20 protein-coding genes are annotated in these 22,281 nt (G+C 58.9%); 1 reads left to right on the top strand and 19 read right to left on the bottom strand.

Annotated elements, in window-relative coordinates; genetic code table 11:
• Positions 1-46 precede the first annotated feature (46 nt).
• The 12 genes from dxr to ABZ728_RS11480 all read right to left on the bottom strand — a co-directional run bounded on the left by dxr (position 47) and on the right by ABZ728_RS11480 (position 14,055).
• Complete coding sequence (gene dxr, locus ABZ728_RS11535) at positions 47-1,252, bottom strand: 1-deoxy-D-xylulose-5-phosphate reductoisomerase (protein WP_366656273.1); 1,206 nt, start codon at positions 1,250-1,252, stop codon at positions 47-49.
• A gap of 14 nt (positions 1,253-1,266) precedes the next feature.
• Complete coding sequence (locus ABZ728_RS11530; RefSeq protein WP_366656272.1) at positions 1,267-2,103, bottom strand: phosphatidate cytidylyltransferase; 837 nt, start codon at positions 2,101-2,103, stop codon at positions 1,267-1,269.
• Positions 2,100-2,864: an isoprenyl transferase gene (locus tag ABZ728_RS11525; RefSeq protein ID WP_366656270.1), complete on the bottom strand. Its 765-nt coding sequence runs from the start codon at positions 2,862-2,864 to the stop codon at positions 2,100-2,102. Before ABZ728_RS11525 ends, ABZ728_RS11530 begins: the two co-directional genes overlap by 4 nt.
• Before the next feature lie 49 nt (positions 2,865-2,913).
• The gene (gene frr, locus ABZ728_RS11520) at positions 2,914-3,471 is read right to left on the bottom strand and encodes a ribosome recycling factor (RefSeq protein ID WP_366656269.1); all 558 of its coding nucleotides are present in this window, start codon (positions 3,469-3,471) and stop codon (positions 2,914-2,916) included.
• Between the two features lie 3 nt (positions 3,472-3,474).
• The gene (gene pyrH, locus ABZ728_RS11515) at positions 3,475-4,203 is read right to left on the bottom strand and encodes a UMP kinase (protein ID WP_366656268.1); all 729 of its coding nucleotides are present in this window, start codon (positions 4,201-4,203) and stop codon (positions 3,475-3,477) included.
• Between the two features lie 146 nt (positions 4,204-4,349).
• Positions 4,350-5,279, bottom strand: coding sequence for a translation elongation factor Ts (tsf, locus tag ABZ728_RS11510; protein ID WP_366656267.1), 930 nt, complete (start codon positions 5,277-5,279; stop codon positions 4,350-4,352).
• Positions 5,280-5,421: 142 nt separating this feature from the next.
• Positions 5,422-6,258 carry a 30S ribosomal protein S2 gene (gene rpsB / locus ABZ728_RS11505; RefSeq protein WP_366656266.1) on the bottom strand — a complete coding sequence of 279 codons (837 nt, stop codon included), beginning with the start codon at positions 6,256-6,258 and terminating at the stop codon, positions 5,422-5,424.
• A gap of 234 nt (positions 6,259-6,492) precedes the next feature.
• On the bottom strand, positions 6,493-10,032 hold the full coding sequence (gene dnaE / locus ABZ728_RS11500) for a DNA polymerase III subunit alpha (protein ID WP_366656265.1): 3,540 nt from the start codon (positions 10,030-10,032) through the stop codon (positions 6,493-6,495).
• 49 nt (positions 10,033-10,081) lie between these two features.
• The gene (locus tag ABZ728_RS11495) at positions 10,082-10,819 is read right to left on the bottom strand and encodes an ABC transporter ATP-binding protein (protein WP_366656264.1); all 738 of its coding nucleotides are present in this window, start codon (positions 10,817-10,819) and stop codon (positions 10,082-10,084) included.
• Complete coding sequence (locus tag ABZ728_RS11490; RefSeq protein ID WP_366656263.1) at positions 10,812-12,059, bottom strand: lipoprotein-releasing ABC transporter permease subunit; 1,248 nt, start codon at positions 12,057-12,059, stop codon at positions 10,812-10,814. Before ABZ728_RS11490 ends, ABZ728_RS11495 begins: the two co-directional genes overlap by 8 nt.
• Positions 12,060-12,198: 139 nt before the next feature.
• Positions 12,199-13,545 (bottom strand): proline--tRNA ligase, encoded by a 1,347-nt coding sequence (gene proS / locus ABZ728_RS11485; protein WP_366656262.1) that lies wholly within the window; start codon positions 13,543-13,545, stop codon positions 12,199-12,201.
• Between the two features lie 99 nt (positions 13,546-13,644).
• Positions 13,645-14,055 carry a hypothetical protein gene (locus ABZ728_RS11480; protein ID WP_366656261.1) on the bottom strand — a complete coding sequence of 137 codons (411 nt, stop codon included), beginning with the start codon at positions 14,053-14,055 and terminating at the stop codon, positions 13,645-13,647.
• Between the two features lie 206 nt (positions 14,056-14,261).
• Here ABZ728_RS11480 and ABZ728_RS11475 point away from each other — a divergent pair, with 206 nt between their 5' ends.
• On the top strand, positions 14,262-15,554 hold the full coding sequence (locus tag ABZ728_RS11475; protein ID WP_366656259.1) for an NCS2 family permease: 1,293 nt from the start codon (positions 14,262-14,264) through the stop codon (positions 15,552-15,554).
• A gap of 467 nt (positions 15,555-16,021) precedes the next feature.
• Here ABZ728_RS11475 and ABZ728_RS11470 read toward each other — a convergent pair whose 3' ends face one another.
• The 7 genes from ABZ728_RS11470 to nuoN form a co-directional block, all read right to left on the bottom strand.
• Entirely contained in the window at positions 16,022-16,648 is a 627-nt protein-coding gene (locus tag ABZ728_RS11470) for a DNA-3-methyladenine glycosylase I (protein WP_366656258.1), read from the bottom strand.
• Between the two features lie 66 nt (positions 16,649-16,714).
• Positions 16,715-16,978, bottom strand: coding sequence for a DUF1467 family protein (locus ABZ728_RS11465; protein WP_366656257.1), 264 nt, complete (start codon positions 16,976-16,978; stop codon positions 16,715-16,717).
• Between the two features lie 4 nt (positions 16,979-16,982).
• The gene (gene mce, locus ABZ728_RS11460) at positions 16,983-17,387 is read right to left on the bottom strand and encodes a methylmalonyl-CoA epimerase (RefSeq protein ID WP_366656255.1); all 405 of its coding nucleotides are present in this window, start codon (positions 17,385-17,387) and stop codon (positions 16,983-16,985) included.
• A gap of 106 nt (positions 17,388-17,493) precedes the next feature.
• Complete coding sequence (locus ABZ728_RS11455) at positions 17,494-19,167, bottom strand: ribonuclease J (RefSeq protein WP_366656254.1); 1,674 nt, start codon at positions 19,165-19,167, stop codon at positions 17,494-17,496.
• Positions 19,167-19,949 carry a type III pantothenate kinase gene (locus tag ABZ728_RS11450; RefSeq protein WP_366656253.1) on the bottom strand — a complete coding sequence of 261 codons (783 nt, stop codon included), beginning with the start codon at positions 19,947-19,949 and terminating at the stop codon, positions 19,167-19,169. The genes ABZ728_RS11455 and ABZ728_RS11450 overlap by 1 nt, the downstream gene beginning before the upstream one ends.
• Entirely contained in the window at positions 19,940-20,782 is an 843-nt protein-coding gene (locus ABZ728_RS11445; protein ID WP_366656759.1) for a biotin--[acetyl-CoA-carboxylase] ligase, read from the bottom strand. Before ABZ728_RS11445 ends, ABZ728_RS11450 begins: the two co-directional genes overlap by 10 nt.
• Positions 20,783-20,833: 51 nt before the next feature.
• Positions 20,834-22,276: an NADH-quinone oxidoreductase subunit NuoN gene (gene nuoN / locus ABZ728_RS11440; RefSeq protein ID WP_366656252.1), complete on the bottom strand. Its 1,443-nt coding sequence runs from the start codon at positions 22,274-22,276 to the stop codon at positions 20,834-20,836.
• Between the last annotated feature and the right edge of the window lie 5 nt (positions 22,277-22,281).

Raw genomic sequence — 22,281 nt, 5'->3', positions numbered from 1 at the left:
GCAAGCCCGCGTCTTCGATACCGATCGACGGCGGTAACACCGCTTGTTATCCTGTACAGGACGACGCCTGCTCGACACACCGGCCCGCTTCTTCCCGTGCCGCCCGGTCCAGCTCATAGACATGGTCCAGACTTTCCAGCGACGCGACAGGCATCGTGCCGCAGACCTCGTTTACGACGCGTACAATATCCAGGAACCCCAGCCTTCCCTCAAGGAACGCTGCCACCGCAACCTCGTTGGCCGCATTTAGCGTGGTCGGCAGGCTTTCGCCGCTACGCAACGCCTGCCGGCATGCTGCGAGCGCTGGAAACCGATCCAGGTCCGGTGGCTCGAATTCCAGACTGAGAACATCCTCGAAATCGAGCCGTCGCGCGGCTGTCGTCAGACGCCGCGGCCAGCCCAGAACATGGCCGATCGGAACCCGCATATCCGGGGATCCAAGCTGGGCCAGCATCGACCCGTCAGTATATTCGACAAGGCTGTGAATAATCGACTGCGGGTGGATCACCACGGATATGCGGTCGTCCGTCATATCAAAGAGATATGCGGCCTCTATGACCTCCAGACCCTTGTTCATCATGGTGGCACTATCGACGGAAATCTTTGCGCCCATGCTCCAGGTCGGATGGTCCACCGCCTGCGCCGCCGTTGCCTTTGCCATCTCATCGATCGAAGACTGACGGAACGGGCCGCCACTGGCGGTCAGTATGATCCGTTCGATACTAGAGCGCTGCCTGTCATCGAAGACCTGAAAGACCGCATTGTGCTCGCTGTCGACAGGAAGAAGTACCGCCCCTGAGCGGCGGACCCGGTCCATCATCAATGGGCCCGCCGAAACCAGGCACTCCTTGTTGGCGAACGCAACCAGCGCGCCTCGGTCGACAGCCGCCATGGTTGGACGCAAGCCGGCGGCGCCGACAATCGCGGACATGACCCAGTCAGAAGGCCGTGCCGCCGCCTCTGTCAATGCGTCGGGGCCGGCCGCCGCAGCAATGCCGCTTCCAAAGAGTGCCGCTTTGAGATCCTGATACCGCGCCGGGTCGCCGATGACGGCGACTTCAGCACCGAGACGCCGAGCATCGCGCGCGAGTAGCGCCACATTCGACTGTGCCGTCAATGCCACGACCGGAAAGCGTTCAGGCGCAGCAGCGACCAGATCGATCGTGCTCTGCCCGACCGACCCCGTTGCGCCGAGAATTGTTACGCTGCGCGGGGCATCCCCGGCGTCGAGTGCCGACGGCGGTTCGGCCACCTGAGCTGGAGTTCCTATTGCCACAGAATGCCGCTTCCAAAAAACGCGAAAATCATGGCCATGACGATGGCCGCGGCCAGCAGGCCGTCCACTCTGTCCAGTACGCCGCCATGGCCCGGCAGGACATGGCCGCTATCTTTAACACCGAACCGGCGTTTGAGCGATGACTCCAGCAGATCACCCGATTGGGAAACGACCGCCAGCGCCGCCGCAATGAGGAGCAATATCGCCACCGACGCCCCGCCCAGCACCAGATGTGCCAGTGCTGCAGCGGCCATCGAACCGACTACACCGCCACACAGGCCACTCCAGGTCTTGGCCGGGCTGATAGCGGGCGCAAGCTTTGGGCCGCCGACAGCCCGCCCCACAAAATACGCCCCGATATCGGTCGCCGATACACATACCATGACTAGCAGAACGTTGGCGGCACCGTTATCGCCAGCGTTGCGCATCCAGATCAACGTCAGTCCCGCCAATCCAATGTAACCGGGACCGAATGCCTTGATCAGCGAGACGCTGCTCTTGACGTTGCCACCGTTCCGTGCCGCTTCGATGATCGGGACAAAGGCGACCGTTGCCGCCAGAATCGCCAGTCCTGGCCAAAACAGTCCAGTGAATGCCGATGCCGTTAGAGCAGCGAGAACGCCGACGACGGGCAGTCCGACCGTCTTCCAATCAGCAATCATATGGCGTTGCGCGGTCGTCCCGGCAATAGCCGCCCATTCCAGAGTCGAGCCGCTCGCCACCAGACCGACCAGAAGCCAGAATGCCCAACCACCATACCAAATCCCGAACAGTGCCACCGCCCCGGCGACCATGCCGGTTAGCGTACGTGTCGGAAGGTCGGTCACCGGATGCTCCGCGCAGTAACGTCGCCAAATCGGCGCTCACGCTGGCTATACGCTTGCAGCGATCTTCTGAAATCATCAGCCGAGAAATCCGGCCATAGCGTATCGAGTGAAATGAACTCCGAATAGGCGGATTGCCAAAGCAGAAAATTGCTGATCCTCTGTTCGCCGCTGGTTCGAATGATCAGGTCCGGGTCAGGAATTCCACGTGTCCACAGGCGTCCATTGATCGTATCTTCGCTGATCTCCGCCGGATCGAGAACGCCGCCAGCGACATCGACTGCAATCGAGCGCATGGCGGCGACCAGTTCCTGACGGCCGCCATAGCTGAGGGCAATCATGACCACCAGCGAAGTGTTCTGGCTCGTCATGTTTTCTGCGCGGTCGATAAGTTCCACGATGTCATGCGCTAATGCCGACCTGTCGCCAATGAATCGGATCTGAACATTCTCCCGGTGGAGCTGCGCTATCTCGCTCCGCAGAAAAGCGCGGAGCATGGACATCAATGCGCCAACCTCATCCTTGGGGCGAGACCAGTTCTCGGACGAGAAGCCGAAAAGCGTCAGATAGTCGATACCGAATTCGCCGGCTGATCTGATAACACGCTTGACCGAATCAACACCGGCCTTGTGCCCGGCTGTCCGCGGAAGACCGCGCGCACGAGCCCAGCGGCCGTTCCCATCCATGATGATCGCGACGTGCCGGGCTATTCCGATCAAAGAGTCGATCGAATCAGTGTTTTTCGATATTTCGGTTGGTGCCATTGGTCGCGGACCCATCGGCAGATTCATGCGCTAGCGAAACTGCCCCTGGTCAAACCTGCATGATCTCCTTTTCTTTCTGGGCGAGCACTTCATCAACGTTCTTGATATGGGTGTCCGTCATCGCTTGGATTTCGTCACTGTATACCTTGTGATCGTCCTCAGAGATTTCGCTGTCTTTCTCCAGCTTTTTCAACTGGTCCATTCCGTCGCGCCGGACGTTGCGAATGGCGACCCGAGCCTGTTCGGCGTATTTGCCAGCGACTCTCGACAATTCCTGACGTCGTTCTTCATTCAGTTCCGGAATCGGAATGCGAATGAGTTGACCGTCCGGTTGCGGGTTCAATCCAAGCCCTGAGTCGCGGATGGCTTTTTCCACCGCCTTGACCATCGATTTGTCCCAGACCGTCACCGTGATCATGCGCGCCTCGGGAACGGAAACCGTCCCGACTTGCGTGACCGGCATCGATTGGCCGTACGCCTCGACTGTTATGGGATCCAGCAGGTGTGGGGATGCCCTGCCCGTGCGCAATCCGCCGAACTCGCTCTTCAGCGTCTTAACCGCGCCGTCCATTCGTTTGCTCAGGCCATCCAGATCGGGTTCAGTCATGTGTCACGCCTCCTCATCGATGATTGTGTAACGCCCCTTTTTCGCAACCACCTGCGCGAAAGCTCCCGGTTCATGAATCGAGAACACTACGATCGGAATCTGGTTTTCACGTGCCAGAGAGATGGCGGAATGGTCCATAACGCGGAGATCGTTCGACAATACGTCCATGAAAGTCAATCGGTCATACCGCTTTGCGTCGGGTACCGTCTTGGGATCGGCGCTGTACACGCCATCGACCTGCGTTGCCTTGAGCAGGGCGGAACATTCCATTTCCGATGCCCGAAGAGCCGCAGCCGTATCCGTCGTGAAAAACGGATTGCCGGTTCCCGCCGCGAAAATGACGACGCGCCCCTTCTCCATGTGACGTACGGCGCGGCGGCGGATATAGGGCTCGCAAACGCTTGCCATCGGGATTGCAGACATGACGCGAGTCTGAATACCTGCCCGTTCGCAAGCGTTCTGAAGCGCCAGCGCGTTCATGACCGTCGCCAGCATTCCCATATAGTCGGCGGTTGCCCGCTCCATACCTTGGGAGGCACCGGACATTCCCCTGAATATGTTGCCTCCGCCGACGACGAGGCAGATTTCTGTGCCCATGCCATGAACCTGAGCAACCTCTTCGGCAATTCTGGTTACTATATCAGGATCGATCCCATACTTTTCCTTGCCCATCAGGGCTTCGCCGGAAAGCTTGAGGAGGACGCGCCGATAGGGCTTATCGTTCGTCGGCATGGGCATTCCTTAGCGGGCTGAAGCGTATAGAATGTATAAAATACTGACGGCGGCCAGTCCGGCCGTCTCGGGCTTCGCCGGGGGCCCCGCTTGCAACGTGTTGCAGTACATAGGGGCCACCCGACAGGTCTAGCGATGGATGCCGATCATCCGCCGAGTGTTGCCGCAACTTCAGAAGCGAAATCCGATTTTTCGCCGGTGTCCACACCTTCACCCAGGTTGAAGCGGACAAAACCGGTGATTGCCACCGGCACACCAAGTTCGGCGGCCATATCTTCAACAGCCTTTCCGACCGTCCGCTCTCCGTCGATCACGTAGACCTGCTCAAGGAGAACGACCTCTTCGTAGTATTTGCGCATGCGCCCGACGACCATTTTCTCGGCAATTTCCTGCGTCTTGCCGGAAGCTTTTGCCTGATCGATCAGAACATTGCGCTCGCGTTCGACTGCTTCCGCGTCGACGTCGTCGCGGCTTAGTGCGTCGGGGCGTGCGGCCGCCACATGCATGGCGATCGAGCGGCCCAACTCCATGAGCTTGTCCGCAGGACCCGTGCTTTCTACGGCAACCAGGACGCCGATGCGACCCAATCCCTCGGCCGTAGCAGAATGAACATATGGCGCAACGACACCGTTTTCGACCGCGAGAACCGCCGATCGGCGCAACTGCATGTTTTCGCCGATGGTCGCGATGAGATTTGTCAGTTCGTCGGCAACGTTGCGGCCGGTACCCGGATAGTCCGCGGTCTTCAATGCTTCGATGTCACCCTGGCTGGTCATCGAGAGCTTTGCGACATTCGATACGAAATCCTGGAACTTATCGTTGCGAGCCACGAAGTCGGTTTCGGCATTGACTTCGACGACTGCGCCCCTGGGTCCGTCGACGGCTACACCGACCAGGCCTTCGGCGGCTGTACGGCCGGATTTTTTCGCAGCTTGCGACAAACCCTTTTTGCGCAGCCAGTCGACAGCGGAATCGATGTCGCCATCGGTTTCATTCAGCGCCTTCTTGCAATCCATCATGCCGGCGCCGGTCTTTTCCCGCAAATCCTTAACCAATGCCGCTGAAATCTGAGCCATGGTTCCGTTCCCTGCTAATGCGACCGGCCGAACCACGAATGTTCGGCCGGCAAACCAAATCGATTGATCAACGCGTCTCCGGTGCCGTTGGGCCGGGACGAATCGAACAACGTTCCGCCCCTACCCTATGCTTCCGAAGTTATTATGCCGATGCGGCCGTCGGATCCGTCTTCGCTGTATCGGCCTGTTCTCCGCCGGCCTCGGAAGTGCCAGCCTCCGCCCCCTCTGGCGTCTGCAACGCGGCTTCAACTGGCGCATCGGTCTCGCCGATGTCTGCACCCGAAGCCTCCATCTCAGCCTCGATGCCGGAGAGAACGGCTTGTCCGAACAGCGTGCAATACAGCTCCACGGCGCGCAGTGCGTCATCATTGCCCGGGATCGGATAGGCGATGCCGTCGGGGTCGCTATTGCTGTCGATCACTGCCACGACGGGGATGCCGAGCTTGTTGGCTTCCTGAACGGCGAGGCTTTCCTTGTTGGTGTCGATGATCACCAGCAAATCCGGCAACCCGCCCAGATTGCGGATACCACCCAGCGCCCGCTCCAGCTTGTCGCGCTCGCGCGTGCGCTGAAGCCGTTCCTTCTTGGTGAGGCCGGTGTCTGTGTTCGAAAGGAGTTCGTCGAGTTCCTTGAGCCGCCGTATCGAATGCGAGATCGTCTTCCAGTTCGTCAGCATGCCGCCAAGCCAGCGGTGGTTGACGAAATACTGGCCACACCGGTTCGCGCAGTCGGCAACGTGATCCTGAGCCTGACGCTTGGTGCCGACGAACAACACACGCCCGTTGTTGGTCACGACGTCGCGGATCGCCTCCAACGCGCGGTGGAACATCGGAACCGTCTGTTCCAGATCGATGATGTGCACACCATTGCGCGTGCCGAAGATGTATTGTCCCATCTTCGGATTCCAACGGCGGGTATGGTGTCCGAAATGGACGCCGGCTTCAAGAAGCTGGCGCATCGAGAAAGTTGGGGTTGCCATATTGATGTGTGTCCTGAGTTTTCCGGTTGTCCCTCCGCAAGCGCGGCCATACTGAACGGCTTTCGATCGCAACCGTCCGAACCTGGCACCGGAGCGGGGTCTGGATGGCGATGGAACGCCAACCGAACTTCCCGCAATGCTTACGTGTGAAGTCGTTTCAACGCGGGCGTTATGCCCTGACGCGCCCGCTTTTGCAAGAGGGGATGAAACCACTTCCGGACGTTCGGCCGTCCCTCAGACTTCCCGGATATCGGTAACACCTGGAAGTCCCTTGATCGCAGAACGCCCCCGTGCCGACAGCGCATAACCGCCGGGGAGTTTCATTTCGAGGTCATGAATCTCGTCGACCGGAACAAACACATGGATCTCGCTGCCACCGCGGCCCTCTCTTTGGAGAATCTCCGACAGGGGTGCCACGGTTCGGTCATCCGCCACATGGATGTTGATGCGTGCCCGCGCTTGAGCGACTGCCTGGTCGAGCGGATCGATCTTCAGGGCGGTGAATCGGAAATCGTCGTTGTGACGCTGCGCTTCCACCGCCAACAACAGCGGCGTGTTGTCTTCCATCAGCTCACGGAGGCGCCCGAGCGTTTCCGAGAAAAACGTCACCTCGAATACACCCTGATTGTCCGACAAGGTAACAAACGCCATGCGCGCCTTCGTCTTGGTGGTCATCTCGCGTTTGGCGACGACGATGCCCGCCATGTTGAAGGTCGTCGATCCGCCTCCACTGAGATAGCGCCGAGCATCGGCTGACCCGATCACACCGATCCGCGCGGTATTGAAGCTGTCGAGAGGATGGGCAGAAAGATAGAACCCGATCGCCGAGAACTCGGCGTTCAATCGATCGATATCATCCCAGTCGGACAGATCCGGCAGCGGCGGTCTGTCCATTATCGGATCGCCGCCGAACAGGCTGGTCTGGCCGGAGGCCCGTTCGGCCGCCGTCGTTGACGCATATTTCAGCACGACATCCAGGCCTTCCAGCAAACGTCGGCGATTGCCGTCCAACCCGTCGAAGGCGCCGGCCCGGATCAGATTTTCCATTTGCCGCCGATTCAGAACGCGGCTGTCCTGTCGCCGGGCAAAATCGAAGATATCCTGGAACCCCCCTTCGCGCCCGCGTTCATCGATCACGGCGGCCATGGCATCGAGCCCGACCCCCTTGATCGCGCCGAGCGCATATCGGATGGCTTTGCCGGCCGCTTTTGCGGCAATCGGCGTCTCGGGCGCCCGCTGCTTCTTTTTCTTGTCACCGGTGCCCGAGGTGTTGCGTTCGACACCGAATATGCTGTCTGAACGATTCACGTCCGGCGTCAGTAGCGCAATGCCAATACGATCGAGCTCTTGCCGGAAGGTATTCAGCTTGTCGGTGTTCCCCAGATCCAGTGTCATCGAGGCGGCCAGAAACTCGACAGGATAGTTGGCCTTCAGATACGCCGTCTGATAGGCGACGAGCGCGTACGCCGCTGCGTGAGATTTATTGAAGCCATAGCCGGCGAACTTGTTGACCTGATCGAAAATGCCGACCGCCTGCGCCTTGGGCACGCCGCGCGCGACGGCCCCTTCGGTAAACACCTTTTTCTGCGCGTCCATTTCGGCCTGGACCTTCTTGCCCATGGCGCGTCTCAACAGGTCGGCCGCGCCAAGCGAATATCCGGCGAGCACCTGCGCGACCTGCATGACCTGTTCCTGATAGATCATGATCCCGAAGGTCTCTTTCAGGATTGGCTCCAGGCTGGGATGCAGATAGTCCGCCTGCTTGGTGCCGTTCTTGACTTCGATATAAGTGGGGATGTTGTCCATTGGTCCCGGCCGGTACAGCGCGACCAGGGCGATGATGTCTTCGAACCGGTTTGGCTTCAGTTGCTTGAGTACGTCCCGCATACCGGAACTTTCAAGCTGGAAGACGCCGACTGTCTCGCCACGGGCAAGCATCTCGTAGGTCTCGGCGTCGTCCAAAGGTATTGTGGTCAGGTCGACCGGTACGCCCTCGGTCTGCTCGACCAGCTCCACGGCCCGCTTGAGAACCGTCAGGGTTTTCAGGCCAAGAAAGTCGAATTTGACCAGTCCGGCCTGTTCGACATATTTCATGTTGAACTGCGTCACCGGCATCGGCGACCGGGGATCGCGATAAAGCGCGACCCATTGATCCAGCGGTCTGTCTCCGATAACGACGCCGGCCGCATGTGTCGAGGCGTGGCGGTACAGCCCCTCAAGTTTCAGGGCCATATCGACCATCCGGGAAACGTCCGGTTCCCGGCGCACCTCCCGCAGTTCCGGCTCCATCTCGATGGCCTGCGCCAGCGTTACCGGTTTGGCAGGGTTGTTGGGTACCATTTTGCAGATACGGTCGACCTTGCCGTACGGCATCTGAAGAACCCGCCCGACATCCCGCAGCACGGCTCTCGCCTGCAGTTTCCCGAACGTAATGATCTGCGCGACCTTGTCCGTGCCGTATTTGTCCTGAACGTAGCCGATGACCTCGTCCCGCCGATCCTGACAGAAATCGATATCGAAGTCGGGCATGGACACACGTTCGGGGTTGAGGAACCGCTCGAACAGCAGTCCGAACCGCAGCGGGTCGAGGTCGGTGATGGTCAACGCCCACGCGACCACCGAACCAGCGCCCGACCCACGGCCCGGTCCGACGGGAATATCCTGATTCTTGGCCCATTTGATGAAATCGGACACGATGAGAAAATAGCCGGGAAAGCCCATATTCTCGATGACACCCAGCTCGTATTCGAGACGCTCGCGATAGGGTTTGGCCGCGTCGTCGCGCGCCGCGTCGTCCATCGAGTCGGCGAAAACATGAACACCGAGGCGGTGCTCGAGTCCGAGGCGCGCCTGGGCACAGAGTTCCTCGACCTCCGTCCGACCCTCGTCGGTGGGAAATGCAGGCAGGATCGGATCGTGTCGATCCGGCATATAGGCACAGCGCCGGGCGATCACGGTTGTGTTCTGGATCGCTTCGGGCAGATCGCTGAAGGTCTCGGCCATTTCCGCCGATGACTTGAAGCGATGATGCGCTGTCACGCGACGGCGATCGTCGACGTTCACATATGTACCCTCGGCGATGCAGAGCAGCGCGTCATGGGCTTCGTGCATGTCTTCTGTCGCGAACAGGCAATCGTTGGTGGCGACCAGCGGCAGGTCGAGGTCATAAGCCAGGTCGACCAGGCCGGCTTCCGTCGTCGCTTCCCGCTCGGTTTCGTGGCGCTGGAGTTCGACGTAGGTTCGCCCGGGAAAGAATTCGGCCATTCGGCGGCCGATCGCCGTCGCACCGTCGGGATCATTCGCTGCCAGGAGCCGGGCGATCGGGCCGTCCGGACCGCCGGTCAGGGCAATCAATCCATCGGTTCGACCCCTGAGGTCATCCCAGGCGATATGCGGCGTTTCACCGGCCGGCGTTTCCATGAAGGCTTTTGACAGCAGGGCCATCAGGTTCTCGTAGCCCTGACGCGTCTGACACAGCAACACGATCTGATCCGTGATCGGCCCGGCTGCCTTCTGAGACATCCGCGCCCCTATGTCGTTCTGGTCGACATCAGGAGCGACGTGCAGTATGGACCCGATTATCGGCTGGATGCCGGCGTCACGGGCGGCAAGCGCGAACTCCAGGGCGCCGAAAAGATTTCCGGTGTCGGTAACGGCCACTGCGGGCATCTTGTTACGTCGGCAGAGCTCGATCACTTCCTTGACGTGGATCGCACCCTCGGCAAGCGAGTAGGCTGAATGGACGCGCAGATGAATGAAAGGCGAATCGGCCATCGTATTGTCTCCCCATCCGCCCGGATCGTGCCGCGGCACTCCTGCCCGTTCAAGCCGGGATATCGTGCTTCCCGCGCTCGCTCAGATGTCCGGACCGGATCTCGACCACGCGGTCCATTCGGTCGGCCAAAGCCATATTGTGGGTCGCTACGATGGCAGCGACACCTGTTTCGTGCACCAATTGGGCCAGCATGTCGAATACCCTGTCGCCGGTGCCTTCATCCAGGTTGCCGGTCGGCTCGTCGGCCAGCACCACACCCGGATCATTGGCCAATGCCCGCGCGATCGCCACACGTTGCTGTTCGCCGCCGGAAAGCTGCCCGGGCCGATGATCGCTACGGTCGCGAAGACCAACGGAGTCCAGCAGTTCCAGCGCCTTTTTCTTCGCTGCCGGGCGGCGGACACCAGCAATCATCTGCGGCAGAACGATGTTCTCTGCCGCAGTGAACTCGGGCAACAGGTGGTGGAACTGGTAGACAAAACCGACGAAGCGACGGCGCAACGTCGTACGTTTCTTGTCGGACAGATCGTTGCAGGGCTGGCCATCGATGTCGACGGTTCCGGTGGTTGGCCGCTCCAGCAGCCCGGCAATCTGAAGCAAGGTCGACTTGCCGGCCCCGCTCGGGCCCACGAGAGCCACCATTTCTCCGGCACGAATGCTGAGATCGATCCCCTTGAGGATGTCCAGCGTGTTGCCACCTTCGCGGAATGACCGCGTGATGCCTTTCAGCCGCAGCCGTATACTCCCGCCGCTTTCCGACGCAAGGTCATTGAGGCTGTCATTCATAGCGAAGCGCCTCCACAGGATCGAGACGGGCGGCCCGCCAGGATGGATATAGTGTCGCCAGGAACGAGAGGCCGATCGCCATACCGACCACGCTTCCGACCTGCATCCAGTCCGTCCGCGACGGCAACTGGCTCAGGAAGTAGATTTCGGCCTGAAAGAGCTCGCGGCCCAGTACCGTCTGCAGCCCCTGCCTGATCGGCTCGATATTCTCCGCAAATGCAATGCCGAGCACCGCGCCGGCAAGCGTTCCGAACACGCCGATCGACGCTCCTGTCAGCAGGAATATCCGCATGACCATGCCCTGTGTCGCGCCCATCGTCCGCAAGATAGCGATATCCCTGCCCTTGTCCTTGACCAGCATGACGAGACCGGAGATGACGTTGAACGCGGCAACAATGATGATCAACGTCAGAATCAGGAACATCACGTTGCGCTCCACCTCAAGCGCCGAAAAGAAGCTGGAATTTGCCTGCTGCCAGTCAAAGACGCGCACTCGGCCGTCGAACACTTCCTGAATCGCCTGCCGGGCCGGTATCAGATTTTCGGGATCCTGCGTGAACACTTCCAGGTGGGTGACCTGGTCGCGCTTCTGAAACAATATCTGTGCGGCAGTCAGCGGCATGAACACGAAGCTGCTGTCATACTCGTACATACCAGTATCGTAGATGGCGCCGACGGTATAGGCGCGGCTTCGTGGCATCGTCCCCATGGCCGTCGCCCTGCCCTGCGGCGTCGTGACCGTCAGATCGTCGCCCAGACGAATGGCAAACCGGTTGGCCATTCGTGAGCCGATTGCAATGACGTCCTCGCCCTCGAATGCCAGTCCGTCGGCGGTAACGATACTGTCGGCAATTGCCGGCCTGCTGAGGAAGTCCTCGGGCAGTACGCCACGGATCGCCGCGCCGGCCGCCTGTTCGTTGGCGCTGACAAGCCCCTGCCCCTCGATTGCCGGCGTCACGTTCACGATGGGATCCAGGGTCAGCAACTCTTCGCGGACCGCTTCATAACCGTTCATGTCGCCACTGGTCGAATAGACACTAAGATGGCCATTCATTCCGAGAACCCGCGAAACCAGCTCGGCCCGGAAGCCATTCATAACCGACATGACGATGATCAGCGTTGCGACGCCAAGGGCAATCCCGAGGAACGAGAAGCCGGCGATGATCGAAATGAACCCTTCCTTGCGGCGGGCTCTGAGGTAGCGGAACGCGACCAGGCGTTCGAATGGATTGAATATCAAGCTTTTACCGCCTCATTGGTACCGGCCGTAAAGGCGCCCGTTGACGCCTCTCGGTATGACACGCTCCGGGTTTACATTTTTGCGAGCATGGGGATGACGACGGAATGTGGCCGTTTTCCAGCGAGAATGCAGGTCGGCGCTATAGTGCATGCCGACGCCGAAGATCTTCGTAGTGAGCGGTCAGCATCTGAAGGGCGCTGTCCAAGGACACTTCGTGGCGTTCTCCGGTGGCTCGGCGCTTGAGTTCGACGGTACCGGCCGCCAATCCACGCGGTCCGACGACCAGTTGCCACGGCAGACCGATCAGATCCATATTCGCGAACTTCGCTCCCGGCCTTTCGGATCGGTCGTCGTGGAGAACTGAAACGCCGGCGGCCTTCAGCGCGACTTCGGACTGATCGCATACTGTCTCGCAGGCTTCGTCGCCGGGCTTCAGATTGACAAGGCCGACATCGAATGGCGCGACTGTGTCAGGCCAGATTATGCCGGCATCATCGTGCGATGCTTCAATGATGGCACCGACGAGTCGCGATACTCCGACCCCGTACGACCCCATCTCTACCGGGACCGTCTCCCCCTCGCGGTTGGTGACGACGGCGTTCATGGCCTTGGAGTACTTCGTGCCAAAAAGGAATATATGGCCGATTTCGATCCCCCGGCGGGTGACGAGACTGTCCGCCGGCACCGGACAAGTTGCCGGATCGTGCATTTCATCAGCAGCGGCATAGTGCCCGGTTACGCTTTCGGCGAAAGCCGCCAGATCCGAATCGGGTTCGATCCGCTCACCGCCGGACGCCTTGTCGAGCAACGCCCGCTCAACAAAGATTTCGCTTTCGCCGGTGTCGGCCAGGATATGAAACTCGTGGCTGAGATCACCGCCGATCGGTCCTGTGTCCGCTCTTACCGGCACGGCCTGCAATCCCATTCGGGCGAATACGTTGAAATACATCGCCATGAACGCGTTGTAGGAATTGCGCGCCGATTCCAGATCCAGGTCGAAACTGTATGCGTCCTTCATCAGGAATTCTCGACCACGCATGACGCCGAACCGGGGCCGGATCTCGTCTCGGAACTTCCACTGAATGTGATAAAGGCGCTGCGGAAGGTCTTTGTAGCTGCGGATTGAAGTGCGGAAAATGTCTGTGATCATCTCTTCGTTGGTCGGGCCGTACAACAGTTCGCGATCGTGCCGGTCGCGAATCCGCAGCATCTCCTTTCCGTAATCCTCGTATCGACCGCTTTCGCGCCAGAGATCGGCCGATTGGATTGTCGGCATCAGCAGTTCCAGCGCGCCGAACCTGTCCTGTTCCTCGCGGACGATTCGCTCGATGTTGCGAAGGACCCGATAGCCGAGCGGCAGCCAGGCATAGATGCCGGCGCTGGTCTGTTTGATCATTCCGGCTCTGAGCATCGCCCGATGGGAGACGATCTGTGCTTCGGCGGGAATTTCCTTCAACGTCGGCAGAAGATAACGACTAAGGCGCATAGCGATTCAATTCCGGTCGGCTGGAGGCTGTCAGGCCACCCGATTGGCTGGGGCAGCGGCGCGAACCATATTGTAAGGTCGCGGTGATTGTCCACGACGTCATCGATCGTCTCGCTGCCCGGCGCACAAGGCAGCAATCGCATCGACAAGCGAATCATCGAGTGGCGCACCGTCAAACCTGACCTCATCGCCGGCGATGGTGAGCGTTCCCAGCGAGGCCTTCAGATCCAGACCGGCTTCGGCCAGCCTGTCCGGAAATCGCTGAGCAAGATCGACAATCAGCGGAATGGCTATCTCGTCGCCGAGATCGAGCCGCTGCCCTCCGGGCAAATCAGCTGGCGCCACCGACCGGCCATACACATCGACACCCGGCTGGTACTCGACTCCCGGATCGGGCTCATGCACAACCAGCGACCGGCAAACGCTGTCGTCAACGACGATGCGGCTGGTCTCAGCAGAGTCCGCCGTACCGAAAATGAGGGCACCCGCTGCGGCAAAAACGACGATCATGGCGGTTCTCAATCGGAATCCCTTCGCAGTTCCGTACGGGGCCGGTCCGCTGACATCGAATGGCACCGCTGCCAGCAGACGCCGACCCGGCCCTGAAATTGCACCTGCATCCGACCCCGTGGCGTGGGCGCCTTCGGATCGAACATGAATGGAAGGTCGTGGAACCATGAAACAATCTGCCACTTGCTTAGCGCAGGATCAAAAAAATGCTCGATAACTTATTCAAACTAAAAGAAAACGGGACGACAGTCCAAACGGAAATCATGGCAGGTTTGACCACATTCCTGACCATGGCGTACATCATTTTTGTCAACCCGACCATCCTCTCCGAGACCGGGATGGATTTCGGTGCGGTGTTCGTAGCGACCTGCCTTGCTGCCGCGATCGGCACGGCAATCATGGGGCTCTATGCCAATTACCCAATCGCGCTGGCACCCGGCATGGGGTTGAATGCCTACTTCACCTATGGCGTCGTCTTCGGCATGGGATATGATTGGCAGGTAGCTTTGGGCGCGGTATTTCTCTCCGGCGTCATTTTCCTGATTCTCAGCATTCTTCCCATCCGCGAACAGATCATCAATGCCATTCCCCGTTCGTTGAAAATGGCAATTTCGGCCGGCATCGGTTTGTTTCTGGGCATTATCGGACTTCAGAATGCCGGAATCGTCGTCGGAAGCGAGGCAACGCTCGTAACAATCGGCGATCTTTCGCAACCGGGGCCGATCATGGCGGCCATCGGATTCATCGCGATAGCGGCAATGACGGCGCTAAGAGTTCCGGGGGCCCTGATCATTGCAATCCTCGGTGTAACCGCCATCAGCATCCTCTTCGGCTTCAGTGAGTTTGGCGGCATCGCCTCCATGCCGCCGGACCCGACACCGACTTTCTTGCAGCTCGACATCATAGGAGCGATTAATATCGGCTTGGTCGCCGTTGTTTTTGCGTTCCTTTTCGTCGATCTCTTCGACACGGCGGGAACGCTCGTCGGCGTCGCCCATCGTGGCGGGTTCCTGGACGCCAATGGCCGGCTTCCCCGATTGAAAAAGGCGCTACTGGCGGATTCCACAGCCACGGTTGCCGGTTCCCTCCTTGGTACGTCGACAACAACCAGCTACATCGAGAGTGCGTCGGGAATCAACGAAGGCGGCCGAACGGGACTGACTGCAGTGACCGTAGCAGCACTCTTCCTGTTGGCCCTGTTCTTCTCGCCGCTGGCGGGATCAGTGCCGGCGTTCGCCACGGCGCCCGCTCTGGTGTTCGTTGCCGCCTTGATGGCCAAGGGACTCGCAGAAATTCCCTGGGATGATGTCACCGAGTATGCCCCGGCGCTGATCACAGCGATCGCCATGCCCTTTACCTATTCGATTGCTGATGGCATTGCGTTCGGGTTCATCACCTATGCGGCGATCAAGATTTTCAGCGGACGAATTGCCGATGCAAGCCCGACAGTCATCGTTCTCGCCGCACTTTTCATCGCAAAATTCGCATTCCTCGGTTGAACAGGAAGCCATGGCCGCAACACGTCGGTGTCAATTCCGATTAGTTTGCCGTAAACTTCTCAACTGAAAGATCGCGCCAATGTGACAATGCCCAGTGGGAAAGCAGAAGCGACGCCTTGCAAATTGGGCGTCGTTTTCTACCATACCTTGCAGTTCTCGGCATCCTGCCCAATCCCTAGCCAATATTGATGGGCACGCTGCTCAAAAAAAGGGATGACGGCGGCAATTCGGTGAGATATAGTCCGAACAAGAAAAGACCGCACTGATTTATCAGCGCGGCCCGAGTTTAGGGAGGAATCGCCACTAGGCGTCATTCAGCCGGACATAACCGGCGAGTGCGTTAATGATGGTTGACCAGTAGCTTTAAGGCAAGGCAAATTCAGTTGCTCTTGCCTTTTTTTTATCCACGTCCGAGTATTGCTTATTTTTTAGGCGACGGCTCACTCATTGGGCGCATCATTGCTGGTCTATTGGTCAACCGGCTTCTGCAATGTGTCGCCTAAAAGATGGTCGCCAAGGCAGAGGGCGGGAATCGCCGCCCAAGGGGCGCCCAGGTCTATTGCCCGGTGGTAGGCGGGGCATATCGTCCCATGTGCATCCGGCAGATATCCCAGGCTCGCAACGAATTCACGGACGACTTCGGGGCCCGCGAACTTGAACCTCTTTCTCATAAGCTTCTGCCAACTGGCCAGCGACGAAGGGTGATTGCTGTCCAGCCAGTTGACGAGAGACCCGTGGGACCCCCGCAATTCCTGCAGTTGCCGAGCATTGTGTATTGTCGCTTCGATTTTGCCTCGATGCCGTATAATTGCCGGTCTCGTCAGCAGATTCCGAATTTCCTCTTCCCCGAACTGTGCCACGCGGTCGATATCGAATTCTGCGAAAGCGTGGCTGAAACCTGCGCGCTTCTTCAGGCACAGCAGCCATGATAGTCCGGCTTGAAATACTTCCAGCGTGAGGCGCTCAAATATGGCCGCGTCGCCGGTGACCCTGAAACCGTATTCGTCATCGTGATAGGGACCGTGAAAGGGATGACCGGGAGCAGCGCGGCAATAGCCGGTCTCTGCCGGCAAAAGTGCCTCCAACTGCTTCAAGACGTCACTCACGGCCTCGGACCTTGCAGGATCTTCTCGCGTTTCGGAAGCAAACAGCTTTAGCCATCATGACAATTCTATCTCGCTGGCCCATTGCTGAAACGAGAAGACGTCAGCCGCGACCAGTCCATAAATCACCAACCAGATGACACAGGTCACAACGGTCGTCTGCACGGCCTTTCTGACCAGCATCGGGTTGGCCGGCGCGCCGACCTGATGCCCTTCTTCGGTCTCCTCATATTGGGTCGGCCGAATACCTATCGGCAGAATGGCGAACAGCACTGTCCACCAAACGATAAAGAAGACCACGATTCCCGAAACCCAGTGCATGAGCCTACGACTGCTCCAGTTCAATGAGCGTACCCGACATGTCCTTTGGATGCAGGAATAGAACCGGATTCCCGTGAGCTCCCGGTTTCGGGACTCCGTCTCCCAACACCCGCAGCCCACTAGATACCATGCGATCCCTGGCCGCGAAAATATCCGCGACCTCATAGCACAGGTGATGGATGCCGCCAGCTGGTGATCGCTCCAGAAACCGGGCGATCGGGCTATCGGTACCCAGTGGATGCAGCAGTTCAATCTTGGTATTCGCAAGCGTCACGAAAACGGTCGTAACGCCATGGTCCGGTTGGTCGACTGGCTCGGACACATCAGCACCGAAGGCTTCCTTGTACAGGCGGACGGCCGCCGCCAGATCCGGAACCGCTATCGCAACATGGTTAAGCCGCTCGATCATCGTCGCTACCTACTGACCTCAGCTCCGCCCAGCAACAGCACGTCGATTGTCGACCGCCGTCGCCACAAAACAAGTCCTCTGCGGCCCGTTCCACCTTACGGTGAATTCACACGCGGACAACATGGACTTCGGTAACAGGCTTCTTGCCGAATGTTTGCCGTACCGAGCGCCGCACCGCACGCCGAACCACTTCCTGGATCAACGTGTCCTCCATACGGTCCGCGCGCGGCATCGCGTCGATAACATCGGCCACGTCATCGGCAACCGTGTCCTGTGAGGCGGCCAGTTCACTGTCGCCATCGAGGCCGATCAGCGTCACCCGTGGCGCGGTAACGGCTTCCCCCTTGCCATTCAGGACCACGGTCGCTACCGCCGCGCCGTTGTTGATGACTTTGTGCCGCGCCCGAATGACGCCGCTGTTCATGGCAATAAGGCGATGGCCGTCCAGGCCGGTCTGGCCGACCGGCACCTCGTCCACAATTCCGGCCGCGCCCGGCGTCAACCGGATCACGGCGCCATCATGGGGCAGTACGACTTCGGGGACCTGACAGGACCGCGCTATTGCAGCATTTGCCTCCAGATGGCGAACTGTTCCGTGCACCGGAACGACGATGCCCGGCCGCAACCATTGATACATTTCAGCAAGCTCGTCCGCGGCAGGATGCCCGGAAACATGAACGCCCTCCTCATCGTCCGGCGTAATGACCCTGACACCGAGGCGGATGAGATTGTTCTGCACACGACCGATGGACTTCTCGTTGCCAGGGATCTCGCGCGCGGAAAAGATGACGGTATCACCTCTCGTCAAAACGATATTGGGGTGATCGTTTCGGGCTATTCGCGCCAGAGCCGAGCGTGCCTCCCCCTGGCTGCCGGTGCACACCAGCACGACTTTGTCCGGCGGGAGGAAGCCGGCATCAGTCTCCGAGACGAAGGGTTCGGGAACGTCAATATATCCGCAGCGAGTAGCCGCCTCGTGGATGCGCCATAGCGACCGGCCGACGAGCGCACAGTGACGGCCGGCGGCATGGGCTGCGTGGGCCACCGCATTGAGACGGGCGACATTCGTCGAAAAGCAGGTGACCGCTATCCGTCCGGTACGCTCTGCAATGAGACGTGTCAGCGCATCCTGAACAGTCCTTTCCGAGCCTGATCGGCCCGCTTCCATCGCATTCGTGCTGTCACAGATAAAGGCGGTCACACCCTCATCCCCCAGGCGACGCAAGGCTGCGACGTCGGTCACATCCCCGACCATTGGATCGGGGTCGAGCTTCCAGTCGCCGCTATGCACAACTGTGGAGTCGCCGACGCGGATAACGAGCGCGTTCGGCTCCGGAATAGAATGCGTAACCGAGATGAATTCGATATCAAACGCACCGATAGTACGACGCCCCGACAACGGGACCTCCACGATCGGCACTTCAGAAGCAAAGCTGGTTCCCTGCAGCTTCAGCGCCAGAAACGTGGCCGTGAATGGCGTACAGTATACCGGGCAGTTCAGCCGCGGCCAGAGGTATTGCAGCGCGCCGAAATGGTCCTCGTGTCCATGGGTCAGAACTATTCCGTCGATTGCATCGCGGTTTTCTTCAAGAAATCCAATATCGGGCATGATAACATCGACGCCCGGTGTACTGTCATCACCAAAAGTAATGCCAAAATCGACAATAAGCATCCGGCCATCATAGCGATAGACATAGAGGTTCATGCCGATCTCTTCGGAACCTCCCATCGCAAAAAATTCGACTTCATCCAGTCCGGGCCGTACGACCTTCATTTCCATCAACGCTTGTTCCGTTCATAAATAGTAACCAGTCCCCGCAGCGTCGTATCGCCATCGGTGTGATCGATCGCCGCGGTCTGCCGGTGAAAGATTTTCGAAAGTCCGCCTGTCCCGACGACAGTCATCGGCTTTCGGCTCCGCTCGCCATATTCAGCCTTGATGCGCGCGACCAGCCCCTCAATCAGGCCGATGTAGCCCCAAAAGATACCGGATTTCATTGCGCTCACTGTCCCGGTTCCGATGATCTGCTGAACCGGCTCTATCTCGACTTTCGGCAATTTGGCCGCCGCCATGAACAGCGCATCGAGCGAAAGATTTATGCCCGGCGCGATAACGCCGCCCGCATACGCGCCATCGTCATCCACAACGTCGAACGTCGTCGCCGTTCCGAAATCAATCACGATCAACGGAGGTGGGAAACGCAGTTGTGCGCCAACCGCATTCACGATCCGGTCGGCGCCGACTTCGTTGGGCTGGTCCAGCTTAACCTCGATACCCAGGTCGACATTCGGCGCCCCGACGACCAGAGGATCGCAATTGAAATGCTCCCGGCACAAACGGCGAAGCTGCCAGGTAGCTGTGGGTACGACGCTGGCAATGATGGCGCCGGCTATATCCAGCGGCCTGATGGATCGCAATTTAAGCAGGTGTGTCAACCATACCGCGTATTCGTCGGAGGTCCGGTTCTCCAGTGTCGAAATTCTCCACAGCCCGAGTTGACGCGAGCCGTCATATACCGCGAAGACCACATTCGTGTTCCCGGCATCGATGGCTAAGAGCATTCGGACTCCCGTACGGTTCCGGCGCCGCGAAAGACCACGTCGCCAACCGTCACGCGAACACACTGATGGCCCGCGTTGACATGCATTGCGTCAATAAGCATGGCGCCCGATTCATCCAATCCTGAGAACACACCCGCTATCCTCTGACCACCCTTTTCTACCGATACCGTTGACCCGATCCCTGTCGCACAAGCCTCCCACCGGCGGCGAATTGGGCCAAAACCAGCTTCACACCAATTTCCGTAAACAGCGTTCAGCTGCGACAGAAAAGTGCCAAGAAATTCACCAACCGGCGGCGGCGTCATCCAATCTGAAAGAGATCCCGGTTTGAACGCCCCTGGACTGAGCCCAACTGAAGGATTAGGCGGGCCGATGCCAAGATTGACACCGATGCCGACCACCACATAGTCGCAAATGGTGCCTGTTGCCGCGCTTTCCAAGAGTATACCGGCCACCTTGTGGCGATCGACGAGAACGTCATTCGGCCATTTGACCTTCGCATCAAGCGTCGGCGCGACAATTTTAACCGTATCAACGAGTGCCACGCCAGCGACAAACCCCAATGTGAGTGCCGCCGACAGCCCCCTCTCCGGCCGAAAGAGAATGCTGACGTACAGATTGCCTGGCGGAGATGTCCATTCACGCCCTCGCCGCCCGCGACCGCCGCTCTGTTGGTCAGCCCAGAAAACAGATCGCTCCGTGCCTCCCGATTCAGCGAAACTGACGCAATCGGCATTCGTACTCGCCGTGGTCCCAGCCCGATAAACCTTCCAACCAAACGGAGCGACTATTCCGGTCAGTGCCGGCTGATAATGACCCAGACCGCTCCCCATCGACGTTTGCAAGACCGATCAATCCTTCCGCCTTCAATCTCTCAGAGAATATCAACTGCCGAAGAATGCAGCGGCCGCACTCTGAGCCGCGGCGGTGATCGTGGAGGGAAACACGATGAACAATACCATGACCAGCGTCGTGCCGGCGATGACGACGCCGGTATCGCGGCCGATCGGACTGTCGAAAGGTTCCGAGACGTCGTCGAAATACATCAACTTTACGATGCGCAGATAATAGTATGCTGCGACAGCACTGGCCAGGACACCAATGACGGCCAACACGAACAAACCTGCCTCGATGGCTGCGCCAAAGACGTAAAATTTGGCAAAGAATCCTGCGAGCGGTGGTATGCCCGCCATCGAAAACATCAGTACCGCCATGCACGCGGCAACCAAAGGATGAGTCCGTGAAAGTCCTGCAAAATCTTCGATCGCTTCGACTTGGCGCCCATTAATCCGCATCGTTAGAACGACGGCAAAGACGCCCAACGTCATAAGCATGTAAATCGCCATATAAATCATGACGCCGTGGATGCCAGCTTCTGTCCCGGACGCCAGACCGACAAGCGCATACCCGACATGGCCGATCGACGAATATGCCAGGAGTCGCTTAATGTTGGTCTGCGGCAGGGCTGCAAAGGCCCCCAGGACCATCGACAGCATCGCTGTTACCACAACAATCTGCTGCCAGTCGGCAACGAGTTCACCAAACGGGCCGACCAGTACCCTAACAAAAAGCGCCATCGCGGCGACCTTTGGCGCACTGGCAAAAAAGGCAGTGACGGGAGTAGGCGCGCCTTCATAGACGTCCGGCGTCCACATATGGAATGGGGCAGCCGAGACTTTGAATGCCAGTGCTGCAGAAACGAAGGCGATCCCAACGACGAGACCAAGGGATGAAGCTTGCCCCCCCTCGAACAGCGCAGCCAGATCGGAAAAATTGGTCGTCCCGGCAAATCCATAAACCATCGACGCCCCATAAAGGAACAGCCCCGATGACAGCGCCCCAAGGACAAAATACTTGAGCCCTGCTTCTGCCGAACGGACCGAATCCCGATGAAATGCGGCGACGACATAGAGTGAGAGCGACTGAAGTTCGAGGCCGATATATAGCGACATCAAATCATTAGCGCTCACCATCATCATCATGCCGGTGGCTGCGAAAAGGAACAGCACCGGATATTCAAAACGATCCATGCCTTCGCGTTCGATGAAGTCGATCGACATCAGCAGTGCGACTGCGGTCCCGAGGAGAACGAGCAGTTTCATGAAGACGCCGAACTCGTCCGCAACGAACAAATCGCTGAAAGTAACGACCGGAACCTCAACATTCCAGACAAGAACCGCAGCCACCGCGAGCACGCCAAGTGCCAGATACGCGGTCGGACGCGTGGCTGACTGTCCCTTGAACACACCGAACATCAAGAGAGCCATAGCGGCAACCGCAAGGAAAATTTCCGGAACAGCCGGCGCAAGTTCTGGTAATTCAGTCATCAGTT

Origin of the sequence: Fodinicurvata sp. EGI_FJ10296 (assembly GCF_040712075.1) — a bacterium.
Taxonomy (GTDB): Bacteria; Pseudomonadota; Alphaproteobacteria; order DSM-16000; family Inquilinaceae; genus JBFCVL01.
The sequence above is the reverse complement of the archived record's forward strand: the minus strand, read 5'-3'. Positions and strand labels throughout refer to the sequence as shown.